Source organism: Nocardioides sp. Root190 (assembly GCF_001428565.1).
GTDB lineage: Bacteria > Actinomycetota > Actinomycetes > Propionibacteriales > Nocardioidaceae > Nocardioides.
Genome location: NZ_LMIA01000001.1, coordinates 1 through 22,832, shown reverse-complemented (window position 1 = coordinate 22,832; position 22,832 = coordinate 1). Strand labels below are relative to the sequence as shown.

At 71.2% G+C, this 22,832-nt stretch carries 28 protein-coding genes and 1 pseudogene; 7 read left to right on the top strand and 22 right to left on the bottom strand.

Annotation, left to right across the window (positions count from 1 at the left end):
• Window positions 1-47: 47 nt before the first annotated feature.
• The 17 genes from ASE01_RS00145 to ASE01_RS00065 all read right to left on the bottom strand — a co-directional run bounded on the left by ASE01_RS00145 (window position 48) and on the right by ASE01_RS00065 (window position 12,619).
• A complete protein-coding gene (locus tag ASE01_RS00145; protein ID WP_056747584.1) occupies window positions 48-896 on the bottom strand; it encodes a flagellar hook protein FlgE in 849 nt (282 codons plus the stop codon).
• Between the two features lie 27 nt (window positions 897-923).
• On the bottom strand, window positions 924-1,391 hold the full coding sequence (locus ASE01_RS00140; protein ID WP_056747582.1) for a flagellar hook assembly protein FlgD: 468 nt from the start codon (window positions 1,389-1,391) through the stop codon (window positions 924-926).
• A gap of 55 nt (window positions 1,392-1,446) precedes the next feature.
• Window positions 1,447-2,586, bottom strand: a complete 1,140-nt coding sequence (locus ASE01_RS00135) for a flagellar hook-length control protein FliK (protein WP_056747580.1) — start codon at window positions 2,584-2,586, stop codon at window positions 1,447-1,449.
• Window positions 2,586-3,536 carry a transglycosylase SLT domain-containing protein gene (locus tag ASE01_RS25475; RefSeq protein ID WP_056747578.1) on the bottom strand — a complete coding sequence of 317 codons (951 nt, stop codon included), beginning with the start codon at window positions 3,534-3,536 and terminating at the stop codon, window positions 2,586-2,588. Before ASE01_RS25475 ends, ASE01_RS00135 begins: the two co-directional genes overlap by 1 nt.
• The gene (locus ASE01_RS00125; protein WP_056747576.1) at window positions 3,533-3,973 is read right to left on the bottom strand and encodes a flagellar FliJ family protein; all 441 of its coding nucleotides are present in this window, start codon (window positions 3,971-3,973) and stop codon (window positions 3,533-3,535) included. The genes ASE01_RS25475 and ASE01_RS00125 overlap by 4 nt, the downstream gene beginning before the upstream one ends.
• Complete coding sequence (locus ASE01_RS00120; protein ID WP_056747574.1) at window positions 3,970-5,304, bottom strand: FliI/YscN family ATPase; 1,335 nt, start codon at window positions 5,302-5,304, stop codon at window positions 3,970-3,972. Before ASE01_RS00120 ends, ASE01_RS00125 begins: the two co-directional genes overlap by 4 nt.
• Window positions 5,301-5,948 (bottom strand): FliH/SctL family protein, encoded by a 648-nt coding sequence (locus ASE01_RS00115; protein ID WP_056747572.1) that lies wholly within the window; start codon window positions 5,946-5,948, stop codon window positions 5,301-5,303. Before ASE01_RS00115 ends, ASE01_RS00120 begins: the two co-directional genes overlap by 4 nt.
• Window positions 5,949-6,060: 112 nt before the next feature.
• The gene (gene fliG / locus ASE01_RS00110) at window positions 6,061-7,092 is read right to left on the bottom strand and encodes a flagellar motor switch protein FliG (RefSeq protein ID WP_056747570.1); all 1,032 of its coding nucleotides are present in this window, start codon (window positions 7,090-7,092) and stop codon (window positions 6,061-6,063) included.
• On the bottom strand, window positions 7,089-8,693 hold the full coding sequence (fliF, locus tag ASE01_RS00105; RefSeq protein WP_056747567.1) for a flagellar basal-body MS-ring/collar protein FliF: 1,605 nt from the start codon (window positions 8,691-8,693) through the stop codon (window positions 7,089-7,091). The genes fliG and fliF overlap by 4 nt, the downstream gene beginning before the upstream one ends.
• A gap of 10 nt (window positions 8,694-8,703) precedes the next feature.
• Window positions 8,704-9,033, bottom strand: a complete 330-nt coding sequence (locus ASE01_RS00100) for a flagellar hook-basal body complex protein FliE (RefSeq protein ID WP_056747566.1) — start codon at window positions 9,031-9,033, stop codon at window positions 8,704-8,706.
• A complete protein-coding gene (locus ASE01_RS24885; RefSeq protein ID WP_056747563.1) occupies window positions 9,033-9,425 on the bottom strand; it encodes a flagellar basal body rod protein FlgC in 393 nt (130 codons plus the stop codon). The genes ASE01_RS00100 and ASE01_RS24885 overlap by 1 nt, the downstream gene beginning before the upstream one ends.
• Window positions 9,425-9,796: a flagellar basal body rod protein FlgB gene (gene flgB / locus ASE01_RS00090; protein WP_056747561.1), complete on the bottom strand. Its 372-nt coding sequence runs from the start codon at window positions 9,794-9,796 to the stop codon at window positions 9,425-9,427. Before flgB ends, ASE01_RS24885 begins: the two co-directional genes overlap by 1 nt.
• A 166-nt stretch (window positions 9,797-9,962) precedes the next feature.
• Window positions 9,963-10,442: a hypothetical protein gene (locus ASE01_RS00085; RefSeq protein WP_056747554.1), complete on the bottom strand. Its 480-nt coding sequence runs from the start codon at window positions 10,440-10,442 to the stop codon at window positions 9,963-9,965.
• A gap of 37 nt (window positions 10,443-10,479) precedes the next feature.
• Window positions 10,480-10,839: a response regulator gene (locus ASE01_RS00080; RefSeq protein WP_056747553.1), complete on the bottom strand. Its 360-nt coding sequence runs from the start codon at window positions 10,837-10,839 to the stop codon at window positions 10,480-10,482.
• A gap of 39 nt (window positions 10,840-10,878) precedes the next feature.
• On the bottom strand, window positions 10,879-11,376 hold the full coding sequence (locus ASE01_RS00075; protein WP_056747549.1) for a chemotaxis protein CheX: 498 nt from the start codon (window positions 11,374-11,376) through the stop codon (window positions 10,879-10,881).
• A complete protein-coding gene (locus ASE01_RS00070; protein ID WP_200958733.1) occupies window positions 11,373-11,765 on the bottom strand; it encodes a response regulator in 393 nt (130 codons plus the stop codon). Before ASE01_RS00070 ends, ASE01_RS00075 begins: the two co-directional genes overlap by 4 nt.
• Before the next feature lie 11 nt (window positions 11,766-11,776).
• Window positions 11,777-12,619, bottom strand: coding sequence for a CheR family methyltransferase (locus ASE01_RS00065; RefSeq protein WP_056747545.1), 843 nt, complete (start codon window positions 12,617-12,619; stop codon window positions 11,777-11,779).
• A gap of 72 nt (window positions 12,620-12,691) precedes the next feature.
• Here ASE01_RS00065 and ASE01_RS00060 point away from each other — a divergent pair, with 72 nt between their 5' ends.
• Window positions 12,692-13,750, top strand: a complete 1,059-nt coding sequence (locus ASE01_RS00060; RefSeq protein WP_235535811.1) for a protein-glutamate methylesterase/protein-glutamine glutaminase — start codon at window positions 12,692-12,694, stop codon at window positions 13,748-13,750.
• A 137-nt stretch (window positions 13,751-13,887) separates the two neighbouring features.
• On the opposite strand, the gene ASE01_RS00055 is transcribed toward ASE01_RS00060, so the two are convergent.
• From ASE01_RS00055 to ASE01_RS00035, 5 genes are all read right to left on the bottom strand, one after another.
• On the bottom strand, window positions 13,888-14,229 hold the full coding sequence (locus ASE01_RS00055) for a hypothetical protein (protein WP_056747542.1): 342 nt from the start codon (window positions 14,227-14,229) through the stop codon (window positions 13,888-13,890).
• A complete protein-coding gene (fliS, locus tag ASE01_RS00050; RefSeq protein ID WP_056747540.1) occupies window positions 14,226-14,618 on the bottom strand; it encodes a flagellar export chaperone FliS in 393 nt (130 codons plus the stop codon). The genes ASE01_RS00055 and fliS overlap by 4 nt, the downstream gene beginning before the upstream one ends.
• A gap of 10 nt (window positions 14,619-14,628) precedes the next feature.
• On the bottom strand, window positions 14,629-15,963 hold the full coding sequence (fliD, locus tag ASE01_RS00045; RefSeq protein WP_056747538.1) for a flagellar filament capping protein FliD: 1,335 nt from the start codon (window positions 15,961-15,963) through the stop codon (window positions 14,629-14,631).
• 113 nt (window positions 15,964-16,076) lie between these two features.
• Complete coding sequence (locus ASE01_RS00040) at window positions 16,077-16,877, bottom strand: flagellin (RefSeq protein WP_056747536.1); 801 nt, start codon at window positions 16,875-16,877, stop codon at window positions 16,077-16,079.
• Window positions 16,878-16,983: 106 nt separating this feature from the next.
• A complete protein-coding gene (locus tag ASE01_RS00035) occupies window positions 16,984-17,832 on the bottom strand; it encodes a sigma-70 family RNA polymerase sigma factor (RefSeq protein ID WP_082605670.1) in 849 nt (282 codons plus the stop codon).
• 249 nt (window positions 17,833-18,081) lie between these two features.
• Between ASE01_RS00035 and flgN the strand changes: the two genes are divergently transcribed.
• The 6 genes and pseudogenes from flgN to ASE01_RS00005 form a co-directional block, all read left to right on the top strand.
• The gene (gene flgN / locus ASE01_RS00030) at window positions 18,082-18,561 is read left to right on the top strand and encodes a flagellar export chaperone FlgN (protein WP_056748540.1); all 480 of its coding nucleotides are present in this window, start codon (window positions 18,082-18,084) and stop codon (window positions 18,559-18,561) included.
• Complete coding sequence (gene flgK / locus ASE01_RS00025; protein WP_056747533.1) at window positions 18,561-19,955, top strand: flagellar hook-associated protein FlgK; 1,395 nt, start codon at window positions 18,561-18,563, stop codon at window positions 19,953-19,955. Before flgN ends, flgK begins: the two co-directional genes overlap by 1 nt.
• The gene (gene flgL / locus ASE01_RS00020; protein ID WP_056747531.1) at window positions 19,955-20,845 is read left to right on the top strand and encodes a flagellar hook-associated protein FlgL; all 891 of its coding nucleotides are present in this window, start codon (window positions 19,955-19,957) and stop codon (window positions 20,843-20,845) included. The genes flgK and flgL overlap by 1 nt, the downstream gene beginning before the upstream one ends.
• Before the next feature lie 32 nt (window positions 20,846-20,877).
• On the top strand, window positions 20,878-21,267 hold the full coding sequence (gene fliW, locus ASE01_RS00015) for a flagellar assembly protein FliW (RefSeq protein ID WP_235535810.1): 390 nt from the start codon (window positions 20,878-20,880) through the stop codon (window positions 21,265-21,267).
• Window positions 21,268-21,277: 10 nt separating this feature from the next.
• Window positions 21,278-21,520: a carbon storage regulator CsrA gene (gene csrA, locus ASE01_RS25515; RefSeq protein WP_056747527.1), complete on the top strand. Its 243-nt coding sequence runs from the start codon at window positions 21,278-21,280 to the stop codon at window positions 21,518-21,520.
• Window positions 21,521-22,250: 730 nt separating this feature from the next.
• Window positions 22,251-22,832, top strand: a pseudogene (locus tag ASE01_RS00005) (hypothetical protein); the annotation flags it as partial.

Here is a 22,832-nt window from a genome sequence, read left to right as displayed (position 1 = left end):
GTCGCTTCCATCGGCCCGGACGGCGCTGCCCTGAGAATTCCGGTGATTCAGCGCTTGATGTTGACGAGCTCCTCGAGGACCTGGTCGCTGGTCGTGATGACGCGCGAGCTCGCCTGGAAGCCGCGCTGGGCCAGGATCAGGTTGGTGAACTCGGCGGACAGGTCGACGTTGGACATCTCCAGCGCGCCGGCCATGATCTGGCCGCGCTGGCCCTCGCCGGCGACGCCGACCTGGACCGGGCCGGAGTTGGCGGACTCGCGGAAGGCTGTGTCGCCGATCTTCTCCAGGCCCATCGGGTTGGTGAAGTCCGCGACGGCGAGCTGGCAGACGTCGCGCTGCACGCCGTCGGAGAAGACGCCGCGGACCTTGCCGTCGGCGGCGATGGAGTACGACGTGAGCTCGACGCCCGGCGGCAGGGTGCCGTTGATCATGGTGAGGTCGACATCGGTCAGGCCGCCCGTCGGCAGGCCCGCGCCGTCCAGGGCGTAGCCCTGCACCCGCATGCCGCTCGGCGCCACGAGGAGGCCGGACTGGTCGAAGGTGAAGGCACCGGCGCGGGAGTAGACGTTCTCCGCGCCGTCACGCATCACGAAGAAGCCGTCGCCCTGCAGCATCACGTCGGTCGGGCGGCCGGTCAGCTGCGCCGAGCCCTGGCCGAAGTTGGTCGACGTCGCCGCCAGCTGCACACCCAACCCGATCTGGATCGGGTTGGTGCCGCCGCGCTCGGCGTTGCCGCCCGAGGACGCGGTCAGCATCTGGCTGAGCGTGTCGGAGAAGACGGTGGTGCTCGCCTTGAAGCCGGTGGTGTTGGCGTTGGCGATGTTGTTGCCGGTGACGTCGAGCATCGTCTGGTTGACGCGAAGGCCGGAGATGCCGGCGAAGAGTGAGCGAAGCATGGTGTTCTCCTTCGAGGTGCGGGTGGGTCAGGCGGTGGTGGTGCCGGTGCTGCCGGACGGCGGCGGGGGAGTGATGGTGGGTGCGCTGCCGACGCTGATGACGTCGGTGATCGGCACCTCGTGCCCGTCGACGCTGAGCACCGGGCCGGTCGAGAGGTAGGTCGTGCCCTGCACGGTGCCGCTCTGCTCGGCCCCGGCGTCGTCGTACCACCGCACGGTCTGGCCGATCATCGAGCTGGCGCCGAAGGACAGCTGGGCGCTGAGCAGCATCGCCGTCTGGTCGGCGACGGCCTGCATCTTCTCCAGGGCCGTGAACTGTGCGGTCTGCGCCATGAACTCCGAGGAGTCAGTGGGGTTGAGCGGGTCCTGGTAGCGCATCTGCGCGACCATCAGCTCCAGGAAGACCTGCTGGTCCCCGAAACCGGTCGTTGTCGCCGTGCTCTGGGCGCCCGAGGTCACGCCGTAGGTGACGCCCTCGGTGGGGCCGATCGACATGCTCCTGCTCCTCTGCTCGTCGTGCTTCGGTGGTGCTTCGGTGGTGCTTCGGGGGTCAGACGGTCCGGTCGAGACGACCGGTGTCGGTGACGGGTTCGTGGACGACGGGCCGGATCGGCTCGTGTCGCCGGGCCCGGTCGCCGCGCGGGTCGCGCTGGTCCCGGGGCTGGTCGCGCGACGCCTGGTCGCTGCGCCCCTCCTGCATCTGGGCGCCGGTGCCGGACTGGCCGGACTGGCCGGACTGGCCGGACGGGGTGCTCGGGGCACCCGGCGCGGTCGCGGTCGTCGGTGCGGTGCTGGTCAGCTGGCCGAAGGCATCACGCACACTGATCCGCGCCTCGGCGCCGGTGCGCTCGAGCAGCCGCTGGAGCTCCGGAGCCCCGCTGGCCAGCGCGCGGTGGACGGCGGCACTGTCGCCACCCTCCCCGCCGGCGAGCTTCACGTGCACGGACCCGTCGCGGACCACCAGGGTCACCCGCACCTCGCCGAGCTGTTCGGGCTGCAGGGTCAGCGTGATCCGGTGCGTGCCGTTGCCGGCCGTGGTCACGACCTTGGTCACCTCGGGGAAGACCTGCTGCACGACGGCCCGCTCCACCGGCGAGCTGCTGGTCTCCACGCGCGGGCTGGTGATCCCCACGCTCGAGCTGGTGGTGTGCCCGCCGAGTTGGGGGTTGTCGCCCGTTGAGTTGTCGGTTGTGCTCGCCGAGTTGTCGGTTGGCGCCCCCGAGCCGGTCGTACCGACGGCCGGGACCGCAGGGGACTCGGTCCTCCCTGCCGACTTCGCGCCGTCGTGCGCGGTCGGTATGTCGGCGCCGTCGGCCGCCGTGACCGGCCGACCGGTCGCCTGGCTCACCGCGATCACCGGTGGGATCGCGCCCGGCAGGCCGGGAGCCGCCTCGGCGGGTGGCTGACCCGTGGTCAGGCCGGCCGCCGTGAGCGGGTGGGGCGTCAGCGTCCGGTCCGGTGACCCCACTGGAGCAGACGGCTGGTCGGCCGAAACCCCCAACTCGGCGGGAGCAACCGACAACTCGGCGGGCACAACCGACAACTCGGCGGGCACGAGAGCCGCTCCCGCGAGAGCCGCCGCGAGAGCGTCGCCGAAGGCGGACTGGCCCTCCTCGGGCGGCGCGCCGGGCGTCGTACCGGCGCCGGGGAGGGGAGCCGGGAGACCCGGCAGGAAGGGTGCGATGCTCATCAGTTCCTCACCATCGCCATCACGTTGCGGACGTAGTTCTGGGTCTCGGGGTAGGGCGGGATGCCGCCGTAGCGGGTGACCGCCCCGGGGCCGGCGTTGTACGCCGCCAGGGCCAGCTCGGCCGTTCCGAACCGGTCCATGAGCGAGGCCAGCAGCCGCGAGGCGCCGTCGATCGCCTGGGCGGGATCGAAGGAGTTCTCGACGCCGAGGCTGCGCGCGGTGCCGGGCATCAGCTGCATCAGGCCCTGCGCACCTGCGGGGCTCACGGCCCGCGGGTCGAAGCCCGACTCCTGCCGCGCCACGGCGGCGAGCAGCTCTCCGGGCACGCCGGTGCGGGCGGCGGCGGTGTTGATCAGGTCGGCGTACGGCGTCTCGGTCCCGACCCGCGCGGCGGCGCCGCCCCCACCGGTGGAGCCGGTCGCGGCAGCCGCCGGGGTGTCGATGATCCGACGGATCATGTCGGGCGTGGACGGGACGTCGACGATGCGGACGTCGAGGCCGGTGCGCGGTGCCTCGATCATCTTGCCGTCGCCGATGTAGATCGCGATGTGGTCCGCACCGTTGTTGCGGCTGGAGTTGTCCCACGCGATCAGGTCGCCGGGCCGGGCGTCGGCCATGCTCGCGACGGGGGTGCCGGAACGTGCCTGGTCGGCCGAGACCCGCGGCAGGTCGTAGCCGAGCGCCTTGTACACGGACTGCACCAGGCCGGAGCAGTCGACGCCCTTCTCGATGCTCGTCCCGCCCCAGACGTAGGGCAGGCCGAGGTACTTCTTGGCCTCGTCGACCACGTCCTGCCCGCTGACGCCGTTGGCGTCGGCCGGGGTCGCGGCGGTGAGCTCGGTGGAGAACTCGGCGCCGGTGACCGCCGTGGTGGCGTTGGTCGTGGACGCGAACTGGGCCAGCTGCGCCTGGATCTGGCCGATCCGGGCAGTGACGAGATCGATGCTCATCGGTGGCTCCTCGCCCAGCGCTGGGCTGCGATGTCGTCGGCATCACGGGCTTCCCGCTTCGCCGCTTCCGTACGACGCCCGGTCGCCCGGTTCTCGAGGAGGTGCTCGACCGCGGCCAGCCGCGCGCGGTCGGCGCCCCACCGGGAGCGGGCCTCCGCGCTGATCACCTCAGCGGTCACCCGGGCAGCACGGGCCTCCTGGACGAGCACGCCGACGTTGGCCAGCGCGGTGTGCTGGGCGAGCAGGGCCGCGGGGGTGGTCTCGACCGGCACGGTGGCCGTGGCGATGGTGCGGGTCAGCTCGTCGAGGCGAGCGATGACGGCGGCCTCCTCGGCGAGGACGAGCTGGAGGCCGATCCGGCTGTCGCTCTCCCGGATGGAACGGACCCGGGCGACGGCGGCGAGTCCGCGGTCGTCGGGGTGGACGCGGCCGGTCATGACGACACCAGCTCGGACAAGCGGGACCAGGTCTGGTCGGTCGGGGTGATCTCGTCCATCGACTGGCGGAGGAAGGACTCGATCCGGGGCAGCCGTGCCAGGGCCGCGTCCGCGTGCTCGTCGGCGCCGGCGACGTACGCGCCGATCTCGACGAGCTCCTTGACCGAGCGGTGCGCAGCCAGCATCCGCCGCAGCCGGGCGGCGTCGGCCTGCTGGGCCGGGGTGGTGACGGCGCGGTGCACGCGGGAGATCGACTCGAGCACGTCGACCGCGGGGAAGTGGCCGGCGGTGGCGAGGTCGCGGGTGAGCACGACGTGGCCGTCGAGGATCGAGCGGGCGGTGTCGCCGATCGGGTCCTGGAGGTCGTCGCCCTCGACGAGGACGGTGTAGAGACCGGTGATCGAGCCGGTCGAGGAGGTGCCGGCCCGTTCGAGGATGCGGGGCAGGAGACCGAAGACGCTGGGCGGGTAGCCGCGGGTGGCAGGCGGTTCGCCGGCGGACAGGCCGATCTCGCGCTGGGCCATGGCGACCCGGGTGAGCGAGTCCATCATCAGCAGCACGTCGGAGCCGGAGTCGCGGAAGTACTCCGCGATCCGGGTGGCGGTGAACGCTGCCCGCAGCCGCTCGACGGCCGGTGCGTCGGACGTCGCCACGACGACGATCGAGCGGGCCAGGCCCTCGGGTCCGAGGTCGCCGTCGATGAACTCACGCACCTCACGGCCGCGCTCGCCGACGAGGGCGATGACGTTGATGGCCGCATCGGTGCCCCGCGCGATCATCGACAGGAGCGAGGACTTGCCGACACCGGAGCCGGCCATGATGCCGAGCCGCTGACCGCGACCGGCGGGCACGAGGGCGTCGAGGGCACGGACACCGAGACCGAGCGGTGCGGTGATCCGCGGCCGGGACAGGGGATCGGGTGTCTCGTGGTCGGTGGTGACGCTGACCAGGCCGGGCAGCGCATCGAGGGAGGGGCCACCGTCGATCGGGCGGCCGAGGCCGTCCAGGACGCGGCCGCGCAGTGCGTCGCCGACCCGGATCCGCAGCGGACCGCCGGTGGACCTGACGTGGTCGCCGACCCGGACGCCGGTGGTGACACCGACGGGGAGGCAGATCGCACCGGCGGCGCGGAGCGCGACGACCTCGGCCAGGAGCGGACCCCTGGTGGTGCGCACCTCGACCAGGTCACCGACGGCGACCGGGAGGCCGCGGACCTCGAGGTGCAGACCGACGAGCTCGCTCACGGTCCCGAGGTGCAGGGGTCCGGCGGCGACGAGGGCACGCTCACGGCGTACGGCGTCGAACGTGGGCGCCGACAGCTCGACACTCATCCGAGGACCCCCCGGACGCGCGCCATGGCCTCGTCGACCCGCAGGTCGGTGACCGAGCCGTCGGGGGACTCGACCAGGGCGTCGGCCCGTCCCAACGTGGGGTCGGGCAGGACGGTCAGGCCGCGGTCGGCGAGATCGCGGACGGAGCTGGCGTCCGCGACGGAGGGGTGCAGCCGCACCGTGCCGACCGGCGCAGCGGGCAGCACCTGCAGCACGCGGGCGACGACGTCCGGTGCGGTCGCGGTCGCAGCGCGGGCGCCGAGGATCTCGGCGGTCAGGGCGAGGGCGAGGTCGGTCGCCTGCTCCTCGATCGCTGCGGCCAGGCCGTCGAGCAACCCCCTCACCTGCTCGGCGGCCCGGCCCAGCGCATCGATCGCGGCGCGGTGCTCCGCGGCGCGACGAGACTCTGCGGCGGCGTGGGAGTCGACCCGGGCGGCCTCCTCGCGGAGTGCCTCCCCGGCGGCGGTACGACGCCCTTCCGCCCAGCCCACGGCATAGCCCTGGGCGCGAGCGGCCTCACGTGCCTTCTCCGCCAGGACGTCCAGCATCGACTCGGTGACCCGGTCCCCGAGGACGGCCGAACCGCCCAGGCGGGTCCAGTTGCCGACCCGCAGCTCCGGCACGGCGTGCTCGCTGGCTCGCACGCCGCTGGCCTCAGATTTCGAGACACGCGGTTCCGTCCTCGTTCCTCGGACGGACGCGCCCTCAATCTCTTCGGCCCACGCGCCGTGCTCGCTGGCTCGCACGCCGCTGGCCTCAGACAATGAACTCATCGTCGTTTCCTCGCCGGACCATGATCTGGCCCTGCTCCTCGAGCTGACGGATGGTCCGGATGACGCCCTGCTGGGCCTCCTCGACCTGTGCCAGACGGACGGCACCGAGCAGCTCGACCTCCTCGAGGAGGTTCTCGGCCGCACGCTCGGACAGGTTGCCGGTGATCTTCGAGCGGACGGCTTCGCTGACACCCTTGAGGGCGAGGGCGAGGTCCGCGGTGTCGACCTGGCGCAGCACCTGCTGGATCGAGCGGTCGTCGAGACCGACGACGTCCTCGAACATGAACATCCGGCTGCGGACCTCGTCGGCCAGGGCCGGGTCGAGACCTTCGAGGCCCTCGACGATCTGGCGCTCGGTCGGGCGGTCGGAGCGGTTGATGATGTTGACGAGGGGGTCGAGTCCACCGACCCGCGAGACCTCGGCGGGCTGCAGCATCGAGGAGAGCTTGCGCTCGAGAATGGCCTCGACGGTGCGCACGATCTCGGGCGAGGTCCGGTCCATCACGGCGATCCGGTGGGCCACGACCGCCTGCTGGTGGGCAGGAAGTCCACTGAGCAGCAGGGATGCCTTGTCCGCCGCCATGTGGGCGAGCACGAGCGCGATCACCTGCGGGTGCTCGTCGGCGATGAAGCTGCGCAGCTGCGCGGGGTCGGCGCGGTGCAGGAACTGGAAGGGCATCTGGACGGCGGCTGCGTGCAGCCGCTCCATGATCTCCTTCGCCCGCTCCGGACCGAGCGACTGCTCCAGGAGCTGCTGGGCGAACCCGAAGCCGCCCTGGGTCACGTGGGCGTGGGCCGTGGCGAGGTCGTGGAACTCGGTCAGCACCTGGCTGGTCTCGCTCGCCGACACGGCGTCGAGGCGGGCGATCTCGGCCGAGATGTTCTCGACCTCGGCGTCCGACAGGTGCGCCATGACCTGGGCGGCGCGCTCCTTGCCGAGCTGGATGAGCAGGATGGCGGCCTTGCGCACACCGAGCGAGGCGACGGTGCCGGAGCCGATCGCGAGAGTCGTCACGGTCGCGGCTCCACGAGCCAGCCGCGCAGCAGCGAGGCGACGTCGTCGGGCTGGTTGTCGACGAGTGCGATGAGCTCGTCACGCATCGACTCCTCCTCGTCGGACTCCGAGGACTCGAGTGCCGCGAGGGCGGGGCTCTCCAGCACCGGCGTGCGGTTCGCCGCGTCCAGGCGGAGCTGCTCGACGACGTACGACGTCGCCTCCTCGCGGGCCCGGGACCGGCGGCGTGCCTGCCACCAGGCGAGGAGCACCATCAGCATGATCCCGCCGCCGATGCTCAGGTTGCGCAGGAGCGTGTTCTTGCGGTCGGCCGCGGCAGCAGCGGCGGCGGCCGCGAGCTCCTTGGCGGCGGAGTCCTTCGCGCTCTGGTCGAACGGGAGGACGGAGACCTCGATGGTGTCGCCCCGATCGGCCTGCAGGCCGACGGCGCTGGCGATCTGGTCCTCGATCACCGCGGGCTGGACCTTGGCGGCGGCCGTCGCGTCGAGGGCGATGCCGAGGTTGAGCCGCTTCACCGTGCCGGGTGCGCTCTCCCGCGTCTCGACCTTCTCGTCGACGCCGTAGTCGCTGGTCTGGCTGGTGTTCGCGTAGCTCGAGTCGCCGTTGCCGGCTGCGGCGCCGGGGTCCATCTGGCCGTCGGGGCCGACGACACCGCCTGCTCCGTCGGTGCCGGTTCCGGCGGGGCCGGTGTACGTCTCGCTGTTCCTCGACTCGGAGAGCTTGGGGCTCTTCTTCTCGTCGTCGTAGGTGCGGCTGTTGATGGTCGCCTTGTCGAGGTCGAGGTCGGCGGTGACGGTCACCGTCGAGTTGCCCACGCCGACCCACTTGTCCAGGTCGGCCTGGATCTTCGCCTGCATCGCGTCCTGGAAGGCCTGGACCTCCTTGGCGCGCGCCGAGGCCGCGCCGGACCCGGAGGCCGAGCCGTTCGCGGTGAGCAGCGTGCCGGTGGAGTCGGTGACGGTCACGTTCTTCGGGTCGAGGCCGTCGATGCTGGACGCGACGAGGTGGATGATCGCCTGCACCTGCTCGTCGTCGACGTCGGTGCCGGGGGAGGTGTCGACCAGGACCGACGCGGTGGCCGGGTCCTGCTCGTCGCTGAAGACCTGCTTCTCCGGCATCGCGAGGTGCACGACAGCGGTCTCCACGCCGTCGATGGCCTCGATGGTCTTGCTGAGCTCGCCCTCCATCGCCCGCTTGAAGTTGGTGCGCTCCTGTGACTCCGAGGTCGACAGGCTCTGGTTGTCGAGCAGGTTGTAGCCACCGTCCGAGCTGGCCGGCAGGCCCTTGCCCGACAGGGCGATCCGGCTGGAGTAGACGTCCGCGCGGGGCACCATGATCGTGCCGCCGCCGCCGCTGATCTCGTACGGGATGCCCTGGGAGTCGAGCTCCTCGATCACGGCGCTGGCGTCCTCGCCGCTGAGGTTGGAGTAGAGCGGCGCATAGCTGGGCGCCGAGACCCAGCGGAACACCAGGAACACGGCGACGAGCAGGGCCGCCGTCCCCACGAGGGCGACGGCCTTCTGGCCGGCGGTGAACGCGCTGAAGGTGTCGCGGCCCCGGCCGAGGGCGCCGGTGAGTCGTTGCTGAACTGTCTGTGCCATCACTCAGCCCTCAGACCTGCATCCGCATGATCTCGTTGAACGCCTCGACCGCGCGGTTGCGGACGGCGACGGTCAGCTGGCTGGCGACGGATGCCTCGCTGGCCGCGATCGTGTAGTCGTGGATGTTGTCGAGGTTCCCGGTCGCCGCCTGGACGGCGAGCGTGTCGGCCTTGTCGGTCAGGCCCTCGAGCCGGTCGAGGCCGTCGAGCACGAGCGAGCCGAACTCGGTGTCGGCCACCGCGCCGATGCCCGAGGGGCCGGTGGGGGCGGTCGGTGCGGCCGCCGGGGTGATCGCTCCGATGTTGGGGATCGAGGGGAACTGGATCGGCACGATGTCCATCAGCGGGCACCGATCTGGAGTGCCGCGCTGTAGGTGTCCTGCGCGGTCTTGGTGACCTGGACGGACGCCTGGTAGCCGCGCTGCGCCATCACCAGCTCGGTCATCTGGGCGGACATGTCGAGGTCGGGCATCCGGACGTAGCCCTCCTCGTCGGCGAGCGGGTGCCCGGGGGAGTGGACCATCCGCCCCTCGGCGCTGGACTGGGCGAAGCCGGCCACGTCCACACCGCCGTCGGTGCGCGGGTCCATGACGACGTACGTCGCGCGGAAGGCCTCGCCCTCGGTGGACCGCACCGTGTTGACGTTGGCGATGTTGCCGGCGAGGGCGTCCAGCCAGACCTGGTGGGCGCCGAGCGAGGTGTTCGCGATCCGCAGCGTGTCGAAGGCCCCCATCACGCAGCCCCGCCGCTCATCAGGGACAGACGCGAGTGCCGGTCGCTGATCGCGCGGCCCATGATCTGGTACTGGTACTGGGTCTGCACCGCGGCGATGGACTCCTTGCGGAGGTCGACGTTGTTGTCGTTGGCACCGACGGGGGTGTCCGTCGCAGCGACGGAGATGCCCAGCGCGCCCGGCCCGGACGTGGTGGCCCGGCCCCGGTCGATCGCCCGCTGCAGGGTGGACTCGAACTCCACGCTGCGGGCCCGGAAGCCCGGGGTGTCGACGTTCGCGATGTTGTCCGCGATGACTTCCTGGCGCGTGGACAGCCCGGTGATCGCTGTGTGCAGCACGAAGCCGACAGCGTCGGATGCGGCGAAGGACACGACATCTCCTGATGAGGTCGATGCAAGTCGGTGCCGGTCCATCGGCGGGGGTGAGCAATCCGTCGCTCAAGAACCCCGATCGGTCGCCGGTCGGCGTACCTGAGCCGGGCCCGCTGGGACTTGATCCCGACTATCCCGGCCGTTCGGTCGGAGCCGGGGCGTCGGCCTACACGAGGACGACGGAGAGCGCACCCGAGCCGTAGCCGGCGATCGAGACCTGGAGGTCCTCGCGGCGCCCGAGCGTCATCGTGCTGATCCGCAGGGCGGGGTCCAGCGGGGGGCCTGCGGGGTGCAGGGCGTGCAGCTTCAGGTGGTCGGCGCCGGGCACGTTGAACAGCGACGCGGCGATGTTGAGCACCTCGTACAGGTTCTCGGCGAGTACGTCGGTGAGCTTGCCGTTCTCGATGGCGGCCTCGGACCCTCCGATCGGCACGAGGCCGATCGCTGCGCCGGCATGGGCGGAGAGGGTCAGGTCGCACACGATCAGCGCGCAGATCCTGAGGTGGTCGTCGACGTACACCGCCAGCGACGCAGGGGTGTCCGGGCCGGGGGCGAACGGCGGCGCGGGCTCGAGGGTGACCTCGCGGCCCAGGAGGTCGGCGAACAGGTCGCGCAGCTGCTTGGGCTGCGGCAGGTGAATGACCACGACGGGGCTCCCGGTGTCAGAGGACGGTCAGGTGGTGTCAGAGAACGGTCCGGAGGGCGTCGTCGAACGCCTCCGGGGTGAACGGCTTGGCGATGAGGAAGGCGGCTCCGGCCGACTCCGCGCGCTGGCGCATCTCGTCGGAGCCCTCCGAGGTGACGAAGCCGAAGGCCACGGTGGACCCGGAGGCGCGCAGGGCGGCCAGGCAGTCGATGCCGTTCATCTCGGGCATGTTCCAGTCCGACAGCACCAGGTCGGGTGACTCGGTCTGGACCTTCTCCAGCGCCTCGCGGCCGTTCTCGGCCTCGACGATGTCGTGCCCGCCGTGGCCGGCCTGGCGAAGGGTGCGGATGACGATCTGGCGCATCACGCGGCTGTCGTCGGCGATCAGGATCTTCATCGGGACCTCACGGCTGTCGGGACTGTCGGGGTGTCGGTGTCAGTGCGGGACATGGATGCAGACGCGGACCGGCTCGCCGCGCCAGGAGATGTCGACGCGGCAGGCCTCGACCAGGTCGCTGGCGAAGACGGCGCGGCCGGCTGCGACCGAGGGGAGCGAGAGTGCGCTCGGCCCCGGCATCAGGCTCTTGATGTTGCCGCCGATCATGTTGACCAGCTCGCCGACCGCGTCGGCCACGTCGCTGTCGGTGGCATCGGTGCCGGCGGGGATGTCGAGCATGTGGGCGGTCACGGGACGGGCGACGGAGTCGGCCAGCTCGATGGTGACCACGCCCTGCCAGCCGCCGCTGATGCTGGCGACGGCCGACCACACGCCGAGGGCGTCGAAGGGCGTGCCGGGCGGGACGAGCCGGGGCACCAGCACCTCCTGCTCGCCGAGCAGGGACAGCCACACGTCCTCGGTGACGGCCTGGACGTCGTCCACGCTCGGGGCCTCGGCGGCGCCGGCGTCGGTGTCGAAGAAGGTCAGCACGTTCATGCGGGCACCCCGCCCCCGAGGACGGCGTCCGGCTGCAGCAGGCCGAGGAGCGCGAGCTTGTCGACGATCGCGTCGGGCGTGAACGGCTTGATGACGTACTCGTGGGCACCCGCGGCGAGCGCACGCACGATGTTGCGCTGCTCGCTCTCGGTCGTGACCATCATCAGCGTCACGTCGCGCCAGTCGGGGTTGTCGCGGACCCGGGTGATGAAGGTGTAGCCGTCCATCACGGGCATGTTCCAGTCGACCAGGCAGATGTCGGGGACGACACCGGCGTTCATCTGGTCGAGCGCGTCCTGGCCGTGCTCGGCCTCGGAGGTCTCGAAGTCGAGGCCGGACACGATGCGGCGCAGGATGCTGCGCATCGCCCGGGAGTCGTCGATGATCATGGCTCGCACGATCAGGCTCCTGTCCTGGAGAGGGTCATGGCAGACGCGCGCCGGTAGGCCGGCACCCGTCCGATCTGGTCTCGCCGCCAGGAGGCGGTGAGGTCGGGTGGCATGTCGAGGGTGGTCTCCGACGAGCCGAGCAGCAGGAATCCGTCACCGGCGAGCATCGGCAGCATCCGGCGCAGGATGTCGGCCTTGGTCGTGGCGTCGAAGTAGATCAGCACGTTGCGCAGCCAGATCACGTCGAACGCACCCAGCGCGGGGTACGGCGCGGCGAGGTTCATGTGCCGCACGGTGATGCGCTCGCGCAGGCGCTCGGCGATCTCCCACTCGCGCCCGACCCTGGTGAAGTAGCGCACCAGGCTGGTCGCCGGCAGGCCGCGGTTGACCTCGACCTGGCTGTAGCGCCCGGCCCGCACCCGGTCGAGCATCTGGGTGGAGATGTCGGTCGCGACGATCTCGTACTCCCAGCCGGCCGGCAGGTGCTGGTCGAGCAGCATGGCGATGGAGTAGGCCTCCTGGCCGCTGGAGCAGGCAGCACTCCAGATGCGCAGGCGGCGCGTCATCGACCGGCTCTCGAGCAGTGGAGGCAGCATCGAGTCGGTGAAGGCCTGGTACGGCGAGTGGTCGCGGAACCAGCTGGTCTCGTTGATGGTCAGGGCGTCGATGACCTTGCGGCGCTCGTCGGCGTCGAAGGCCAGGCGGGCGACGTACTGCTCGAGGTCCAGGCCCTTGGCCTGGGCGAGCGGGTTCAGTCGCGCCTCGACGAGGTATTCCTTGCCCTCGTCGTAGACCATCGACGTCTCGCGGCGTACGAGCGCCGAGACGGACGCGAAGGCGGAGGGGGCAGTCATGGGAGTTTGTTCGGCGTCCTGCGGACCTTCCTGAGCGCTCATGCCCATGAAGAATCGGCCGATGGATGCTCCGTGACTCAGATCAAGGTGCTCATCGTCGACGACTCGGCCCTGGTACGACGCCTTGTCTCCACCGCGCTCGGACAGGCGAGCGACATCGAGATCGTGGGACTGGCCCGCGACGGCCTCGAGGCCGTCCGCATGGTCGACCAGCTGCGACCTGACGTCGTCACCCTCGACATCGAGATGCCCGTCCTGGACGGGCTCGGCGCGCTCACCCGGATCCGCGACAAGCACCCGCGCCTGCCGGTGATCATGTTCTCCACGCTGACCGAGCGCGGGGCGACCGCGACGCTCGACGCGCTCTCGCGCGGTGCGTCCGACTACGTGACCAAGCCGTCGAACACCGGGCAGATCGCGGACGGCATCGCTGCCGTGCGCGACCAGCTGGTGCCGCGGATCCGCGCGCTCGCGGGGATGCGCAAGCTCACCCCGGGCGCCGGGGGACCGATCGTGCGTCGTACCCGGCCGGTGCCGGCACCCACCCGGGTGGACGCCCTGCTGATCGGCTGTTCCACCGGCGGTCCCGACGCCCTTGCGCGACTTCTGCCGCGCCTGCCCGGCGACCTGGGTGTTCCGGTGCTCGTCGTCCAGCACATGCCTCCGGTCTTCACCGCGATGCTGGCCCAACGCCTCGACAAGCTCAGCGCGCTCACCGTGCGCGAGGCCGCCGACGGCGACCAGGTGCGCCCCGGCGAGGTGCTCATCGCACCCGGCGACCACCACCTGCGGGTCCGTCGCTCCGGCGCCAGCGTGCGCGCATTCCTCGACCAGGGACCGCAGGAGAACTTCTGCCGTCCCGCCGTCGACGTCCTCTTCCGCTCCGCGTTCGAGGTGTACGGCGCCGGCGCGCTCGTGACGATGCTGACCGGGATGGGCCAGGACGGGCTCGCCGGGACGCGTGAGCTGGCAGCAGCCGGAGCGCCGGTTCTCGTGCAGGACGAGGAGAGCTCGGTCGTGTGGGGGATGCCCGGTGCGGTCGCCGGAGCGGGCCTCGCCGACGACGTGCTCGCCCTCGACGCCCTGGCCGACCGGATCACCCGCACCATCCGGCGTTCCCGCGCGGCCTGAGCCCGCCCACGTGCCTCCCGCCCCGTTGGTCGAGGAGGTCGCGCAGCGACCATCTCGAGACTGCTGGCTCCGGTGCACCCGCCCGGTGGTCTCGAGACGGCCGCGGGCGGCCTCCTCGACCAACGGCGATGCGGGTGTCAGGCAGTGACGTCCAGGTAGACCGGCTGTGCCGGCCCGATGGTCGCGTCGGCGACCCGATCCGCCACCCGGCGCTGGTGGTGGTTGTCCGAGAGCATCGCCGGAATGGCGGACATCAGCTGGCGCTGGCGCTCCAGGAGGTGGCGGGCGCGCGGCACGAACTCGTCCGGGATGGGTCCGAGGTCGGACGGCGGCAACCAGGGCATCTCGTCCGGCGGCACCTGGCCGCGGATCATCTGCTCGGCACGGTCGGCATGGGCCTCGAGCCGGTCGAGCGCTTCGCGCCAGGTGACGGGTCGGCGCGGCGGGAGGTCGGGCGGGCCCGAGAAGGCGGCGTTCACTGGAGAGCCGCCGCCATCGCGGCTTCGCGCCACGTGTCGCACAGTTGGCGGGAGAGCCCGAGGGCCTGCTCGGTCGTCTCCGGGCTGCGTCGCACGTTCGCCTGGACGAGGGTGTTGCGCAGGAACTGGTAGAGCGCGGCGAGCTGGCGTCCACCGGTCATCCGGTCGGCGTCCAGGCTCGACTCGAGCTCGGCCACGATGTCCTGGGCGTGGAGCAGGTGCTGGTGGGCCGCGTTCCAGTCGCCGGCCTGCTGGGCGGCGAGCGCCCGCTCGCCGTCGAGCACGAGGCGCTCCACCAGCATCACGAGGAGCCGGGCCGGTGAGGCCGTGGCAACGGAGTTCTCGCGGTACGCCGACTGGGCGCTCCGCACGGTGGGGTTGGCGTACATCAGACGGTCCTCACTGTGTCGACGCGTTCAGGGAATCGAGTTGGCTGGAGAGCCAGGACGACTGGGACTGCAACCGGGACAGGGCGGTCTCCAGCGCGGTGTACTGCCGCTCCAGCGAGGTGCGACGCAGCTCGAGGCGGTCGTCCCATCGGGCGATGTTCTCGTTGAGGCGGGTGATCGCCGTGCTGTGGGTGGAGATCGCTGCGGTGACCGAGCCGTCGTACTTGTCGCTGGCCTTGTCCGCGACGGACTTGATCCGCGCCGCGAACCCGTCGGTGCCGGCGAACGCGGCCGCGACCTCGACCGGGTCGGCCTGGTAGGACGACGCGAACTTGTCCGCGTCGAAGGTCAGCTTGCCGAAGCGGTCGATCTGGATGCCGAACTTCGCCATCGAGGTGCCGTCGGTCGGGTAGATCGCGTCCTGCAGGGCGTTGGTGACGCGCCGCAGCGTGCTGTCGCCGGCGAGCGTGCCCTTGGTGTCCTTGCTCGTCGCGGTCAGGGAGCCGAGCTGGGTGAGCAGCGCGTTGACCTGGTCGACGAAGCCCTTGACCGTCGACGACTGCGCGGCAGCGTCACGGCTCACCGCGACGTCCGCGGTGCCGGTCGCGCCCGAGGTGAGGGTCAGGGTGACGCCGGGGACGACGTCGGCGAAGGTGTTGGTGGTCGAGGTGGCGGTGATGCCGCCGATGTCGATGACGGCGTCGCGCCCGGCCCGCACGCTCGCACCACCCAGCAGGGCGGCTCCTGCGGAGTCGGTGAGCTCGAAGGTCTGGGCGCCACCGGTCGTGGAGGACTCCACGAGCATCCGGTACTGGTCGGTGCCGCCGGAGGATCCGGTGCGGACGAGGGTCGCCCGTACGCCGGCGTCGGCGGCGTTGATCGCCGCGGCCAGCTCCTCGAGGGTGCCGTTGGCGGTGTCGATCTGGACGTCGGGCTCGCCGGCCCGCTTGAGCAGCACGCTGGTGGTCGCACCGGTCACGGTGTCGGTCTTCGCGTGCGCATCGGTGAACGCGACCTGATGGGTGAGCGCGGTCTGGCCGACGGTGACGGTGAAGTTCCCGGGGACGGCCGACGAGGTCGCCTTGACGCCCACGCCGGTGTTGCTGGACGTGCCGACCAGGTTGGCCCAGCTGCCGGTCGACGACGACGTCATCGACCCTGCGGCGGTCGCGAGCGCCTGCAGCGCGGTGTTCACCTTCTGCAGCGCGGTGATCTTGCCCTGCTCGGTGGTGACCTGGGTCTTGAGCTTGGTCTGCGGCACCGCCTCGAGGGCCATGAACTGGCTGATGATCGTCGCCGTCTCGAGTCCACTGGCGAGCCCGCCGATGCTGCTGGTCGCTGCCATGGTCGTCCCTTCGGGAGGTGCGCGCGCGAGGGGAGTGCGGGCGCGGTGGAGCTGGGGGAAATGCCGCGTACCGGTGGGGCCGGTGGCCCCACCGGTACGCGGTTGGTGCGAGATCAGCCGCGGAGCAGCTGCAGCACGCCGTTGGGGGCCGAGTTGGCCTGGGCGAGCATGGCGGTACCGGCCTGCGAGAGGATCTGCGAGCGGGTGAGGCTCATCATCTCCTGGGCCATGTCCGTGTCGCGGATGCGCGACTCGGACGCCGACAGGTTCTCGATCGCAACGTTGACGTTGTTGATCGTGTGCTCGAACCGGTTCTGGACCGCACCGAGCTCGGCACGCTGCGTGGAGACCTCGGTGACCGCGGCCTGCAGGGTGTTGCTGTCGGTGATGTCGATGGCGGCCACCGCGGCACCGGCCGTGAAGTCGGCGAGAGCGGTCGCGGCGATGTCGATCGTGTCGCCGTTGTCGTAGCCGACCTGGAAGGTGAGCGCCGCGCCGGCGAACAGGTCGACACCGTTGAACTTGGTGTTGTCCTTGATCCGGGTGATCTCGGTGTTCAGGGCGTCGAACTCCGCCTGCAGGGCAGCCTGCGAGTCGGTGTTCTGGGTGCCGTTGTTGTACTGCACCGAGAGGTCGTTCATGCGCTGCAGCATGGAGTGGACCTCGGTCAGCGCGCCTTCAGCGGTCTGTGCGACCGAGACACCGTCCTGTGCGTTGCGGACGGCGACCTTGAGGCCACCGACCTGCGAGCGCAGGCCCTCGGAGATGGCCAGACCGGCGGCGTCGTCGGCGGCCCGGTTGATCCGGAACCCGGACGACAGCTTCTCCATGGACTTCGAGAGCTGGTTCTGCGTGACCGACAGGTTGCGGTACGAGTTCGTTGCCTCGATGTTCTGGTTGATGCGAAGACCCATGATATTTCCCTCCTGGAATCAGGTCGTTCTCTGTTTCGGGTGACCATCCTTGGTCGCCCTTCGGGGTGGTGATCGGTTCGCCAGCCCCGGGCTTGAGGAGTTTTCTCTAACCGACTGCGTCGAGTGGCGTGACGACCGGACCACGGCGTACGCCGTCCGCGTGCCGCGCTGCGACAGCGGCGAAGTAGGACTCGCGCCGACGCTGGGCCACCCCGCCCGTCTTGCCGGCGCTGCGCACCAGGCCGGGCTCGAGTGCGTGGTTGAGGGCGTCGCGCAGCAGGGTGAGGGCCTCGGCCCGCATCTGCGAGATGCGGGAGTCGGTCACGCCGAGCTCCGCGGCGATGTCGGCCATCGGCCGCTCCGCGAAGAAGTAGTCCTCGACGACGACCCGGAGCCGCTCGGGCAGCTCCTCGATCGCCTCGCGCAGGTAGGTCAGTCGCTCGGCGTGCTCCACCAGCTGCTCCGGCGAGGGTGCCCGGGTGGGGAGCAGCTCCTCGACGGGCGTGGTGGTCGATCCCTGCAGGGACAGCACCTGGGCGCGGGACACGTCGTCGTCGTTGGCGGCGACCTCGTCGGGCGACATCCCGGCGGCCTGGGCCACCTCGGCGACCGACGGCGTCCGGCCGAGGACGCCGGCGAGCCGGGCCCTGGTCTCGGCGAGGTCGCGTGCCCGGCGTCGTACCGACCGCGACGCCCAGTCGACCGAACGGAGCTCGTCGAGCAGTGCGCCGCGGATCCGGGTCGCGGCGTACCGGTCGAAGGGAACCCCACGTTCGGGGTCGAACGCCCTCGACGCCAGCACGAGAGCGGTGAGACCGGCCGAGGTGAGGTCATCGCGACTCACGTGCGAGGGGACCCGGCCCATGGTCTCGCGCACGATGTGCCCGACCAGTGGCATGTGGGTCGTGATCAGCTCGTCCGTCTCGGTGGCGACGGTGCCCTCGTACTCGTTCACCTGGCCGACGTTGGGGCAGGCGAGGGGTGTGTCGCAACGAAATCTCGGCTTTAGGGCCCCTCGGTCCTGCAATTAGGGACGAGGTCCCGCCAGCCTCTGGTCCCGATGGGCACTCGTCGGTCGACCCTTCGGTCACAACACCCCTGAATACCGCTCAGGTCACCCTCACAACGGGCGATGGGAGAACCACTGGAAATGGACCCCGCATCTCGGGGGCGGACGAAAGGTCGGGACGGCGACGTGATGGAGATGGACAGGCTCTCTCAGATCCTGTGGCGTGAGCGCGAACTGCTCGAGACGCTCGCCTACCGGCTCGAGGTCGAGCGGATGGTGCTCACCGGCGGCCGTACCCGGTGGCTGGTCAACGTGACCCGCGAGATCGAGGAGGTCCTCGCGGACCTCCGTGCGACCGAGGTGCTGCGCGCCACGGCTGCCGACGAGGTCGCCGAACGGCTCGGCCTGACGCCGAACCCGTCGCTGGGTGCGCTCGCCGAGGCGGCTGCCGACCCGTGGGAGTCGATCCTGCTCGACCACCGCGACGCGATGCTGACGCTCGCGCGCGACATCGCCGAGACGTCCGAGGACGCCAAGGGCCTGATCACCGCCGGCTACCGCTCGGCGCGCGAGACGCTCCTGGCCATCGGGGGTACGACGACCTCGAGCTACACCCCCGGCGGTCAGGCCGTCGTCAACGCGGGCGGCGCCCGCCTCGTCGACCGGAGCCTGTGATGGCCGGGTCGTTCGGGTCGATCACCTCGGCCCTGTCCGCGCTGCGCTACCAGCAGGTCGCGCTCGACGTCGCGGGCAGCAACATCTCCAACGCGACCACCGACGGCTACGTGCGCCGCCGGGCCGTGGGGGAGTCGGTCAGCACGGCCGCCCCGGCCATGTGGTCGCGCTACGAGGGCCACGGCGACGGCGTCGCGGTCGGCGAGGTCCGCCGGATGGTCGACCCGCTCCTGGACACCCGGGTGCGCCGCGAGCACTCCTCACTGTCCTACCTGCAGTCCACCCAGGCGATCCTGGCCCGCGTCGAGGAGGGCATCGGCGAGCCCGGGACCTCCGGCGTGCACGCGGCCCTCCTGGACTTCCGCAACGCCTGGCAGGACCTCGCGCTCAACCCCGGCGGCGACGCCGCCCGCCAGCAGGTCATCGGTCGGGCCGAGACGCTCGCCCAGGCACTCCGCATCCAGGTCGCCAACATCACCGGCGAGGAGGCCGACCAGCGGGTCCACCTCAACAACGTCGTCAGCGAGGTCAACACCGCCGCGGCGGGCGTTGCCGAGCTCAACCACAGCATCCTGGTGACCGAGCAGAACGGCACCGACGCGGGCGCCCTGCGGGACCGGCGCGACCAGCTCTCGCTGCGTCTCGCCGAGCTCACCGGCGCGGTCACCACCGTTCGCGCGGACGGCCAGTTCGACGTCAGCGTCGGCGGGCAGCAGCTCGTGCAGGGCCGCGAGGCCGGCGCGTTCGTGGTCGCCTCGGGTGTCACGCCGACCGGCGACGCCGACGGTTCGCCGATCTCGTTCCGGATCGACGCGACCTGGGGCAGCACCGTGCTCGGCACGCCCGTGGGCGGCGAGCTCGGTGCGGTCACCGACGTCCTCACGACCGTCCTGCCGGCGTACCGCGTCGGCCTCGACACGATCGCCGCCGACATGGCCGCGGCCGTCAACACCCAGCACGCGCTCGGGTACGACGCCTCCGGCACCGCCGGCGGGACGTTCTTCTCCTACGACCCGCTCATCGGTGCGGCCAGCCTCACGGTCGCGATCACCGACCCCGCGCTCGTCGCGGCATCGTCGGTCACCGGCGGCGCCCGTGACGGTGCGAACGCCGACGCCCTCAGCACCGCCGGCGATGCGGCCAACGCCTACCAGCGGCTGGTCAACGGCTTCGGCACCCAGGTCGCTGCCCTGCAGCGGCAGACCGCCAACCAGAGCGCCCTGACCGGCGCACTCGATGACGCCTGGGAGCAGAACGCCGGGGTCAACCTCGACGAGGAGACGGTGAACATGGTGACCGCCCAGCGCGCGTACGAAGCCGCAGCCCGGCTGATGACCACCCTCGACGAGGTGCTCGACACGCTCATCAACCGCACGGGTCTGGTGGGCCGCTGATGGCCATCGGACGCGTCACCCAGCGGATGCTCACCGAGGGCTCCCTCGACCAGCTGCAGCGTGGCCTCGGCCGCCTTGCCCGGGTCCAGGAGCAGCTCTCGACGGGCCGGATCATCAACCGCCCCTCGGACAACCCGACCGGCACGACGACTGCGATGCGGCTCCGGTCCTCCATGGCCGACCAGACGCAGTACTCCCGCAATGCCCAGGACGGTCTCGGCTGGCTGACCCAGGTCGACGCCTCGCTGGACTCGGTGACGAGCACCGTGAAGCGTGCTCGCGACCTGGCCCTCCAGGGAGCCAACGCCTCCTCGGCAGGCCCTGTGGCCCGCGAGGCGCTCGCGATCGAGGTCGACGGCCTGCGCCAGGAGCTCCTGGCCCGCGCCAACACGAGCTACCTGGACAGCCCCGTGTTCGGTGGTGTCACCGGAGGCAGCCAGGCCTACGACGCGACGGGCACCTACGTCGGCACCATCGGCGACGTGAACCGGCGCATCGCCGGCGGCGTCGTGGTGAAGGTCGACGTCGACGGCCCGGACGTGTTCGGCGACGGCGCGACCTCTGCCTTCGCCGAGCTCGCGGCCCTCTCGACCGCACTGCGGGCGGGGGACCAGGCAGGCATCAGTGCGGCCATCGGCACGCTCAACACCCGCATCGACACGGTGACGGGAGCGCGGACCGCCGCCGGCACCAGGTTCCAGCGACTCGAGCAGGCCGAGCAGGCCGCCGCGGACGCACGCATCTCGCTCGAGAACCAGCTCAGCACCGTCGAGAACGCCGACCTGGCCGAGACCACGGTCGAGCTGAAGCTGCAGGAGGTGGCCTACCAGGCCGCCCTCGCGGCGACGTCCCGCGTCATGCAACCGAGCCTGCTCGACTTCCTGCGATGACGGCGAGCGCAGCAGCGGGGACAATGACCCGCATGGACATCCCTGTCATCGAGCTGGCCCACCCGATGCCCGGGTTCCCCGACGACGCGCGCTTCGCACTCGTGCGCCTGGACGAGGAGGGCGTGCTGCACAGCTTCCGCTCCCTCGACAGCGACGGCCTGCAGTTCGTCGTGGTGCCCCCGGCGCCGTTCTACCCGGACTTCGCTCCCGAGATCGGCGACGACGTCGTCGCCGACCTCGGCATCGATCCGGCCGCCGCGGACGACGTCCTCGTGCTGCTGGTGGTCCGCGCCGGGGCGACCCTCGCGGAGACCACGGTCAACCTCCGTGCGCCCCTCGTGGTCAACCCCGCCACCCGCCGGGCGTGCCAGGTCGTCCTCGATGACGCAGCCCTCCCGCTCGCCGCACCGCTGAAGCGGTAACCTCACCGACGTGCTGGTTCTCTCCCGTCGTGTCGGCGAAAGCGTCGTCATCGGTTCCGGTTCGCCCGACGCCGTGACGATCACCGTCCTCGAGGTGCGGGGCGACGTCGTACGGATCGGCATCGACGCCCCCCGCTCGGTCGCCGTCCACCGGGCCGAGCTCCTCGCCGAGCTGGCCGACACCAACGCCGAGTCCGCCTCCCCGACCCCCGACGCCGTGGCGTCGCTCACCGAGGCGCTGCGCGGAGACTGACCCCGCTGCCGTGGGTCGGTGGCTTGGTTCCGTCAGGGCACCGACGAGGGAGTACGGCGGACGGCCACTGTTGGTCGAGGAGGCCGCCCGCGGCCGTCTCGAGACCACCCGCTCCAATGCACCCGCCTGCCCGTGGACGAGTTCCAGCACCGGATCACCAGGTCTCGAGACGGTCGGTGCGCGACCTCCTCGACCAACGGGGTGGTCACCGGTCCCGCCGTTGGTCGAGGAGGCCGCCCGCAGCCGTCTCGAGACCACTCGCTCCGGTGCACCCAACTCCCCACGTCCGGGTTCCGGCACCGGCTCGCCAGGTCTCGAGACGGTCGCTGCGCGACGTCCTCGACCACCGGGGATGCCGCCGACCCCGGACTGCGGTTGGTCGGTGGTGGCGTTCCGGGGGGCAGCAACGAGGGAGTACGGCGGACGGCCACCGTTGGTCGAGGAGGCCGCCCGCGGCCGTCTCGAGACCACTCGCTCCGGTGCACCCGCCTACCCACGCCTGGGTTCCGGCACCGGGTCACCGGGTCTCGAGACGGTCGCTGCGCGACCTCCTCGACCTCCGAGGAGATCACCGGTCCCACCGTTGGTCGAGGAGGCCGCCCGCGGCCGTCTCGAGACCTCTTGCCACGGTGCACCCACTGCCCGTGGACAGGTTCCGGCATCGACTCACCTGGTCTCGAGACGGTCGCTGCGCGACCTCCTCGACCACGGGTCGTGATCCAATATGGGTATGGATCTCGGGACCGCTTCCACCGCACTGATCGGCCGCTACGACGGCTGCTCGGTCGGTGAGCTGTTGACCGAGCTCAGCGCCGAATCCAAGGCCCGTCTGGCCTCCGAGATCCGCGAATGGGTCGCCATCGTCGCATGGGCGGACCAGAACGTCGTGGAGACCGTTGAAGGCGCCGCCACTGTCCTCGCGGGCGTGGTCGACACGGGTGTTCCGATCGCCGGCCCCGGCGCCCCACTCGTGTCGGAGTTCGAGCTGATGGAGCTCATCGCTGTCCTCGGTCGCACCCCTGACGGGGGTCGGATGCACGTCGGACGCATCATCGAGTGCGCCTGGCGACTCCCGTCGGTCTACGCCTCAGTCATCGCGGGCCGGATCCCGCCGTACAAGGCCCACCGCATCGCCGACCAAACCCGCCCCCTCACGCAGGACGCCGCGGCGTTCGTCGACCGGCAACTCGCCGCCGTCGCCGACGTGAGCTGGGCGCAGCTCGACCGACTCATCACCGAAGCGATCATCCGGTTCGACCCCGAACGAGCCGAGGCCGAGCACAAGAAAGCCCAGGAGCACCGGTTCTGCGAG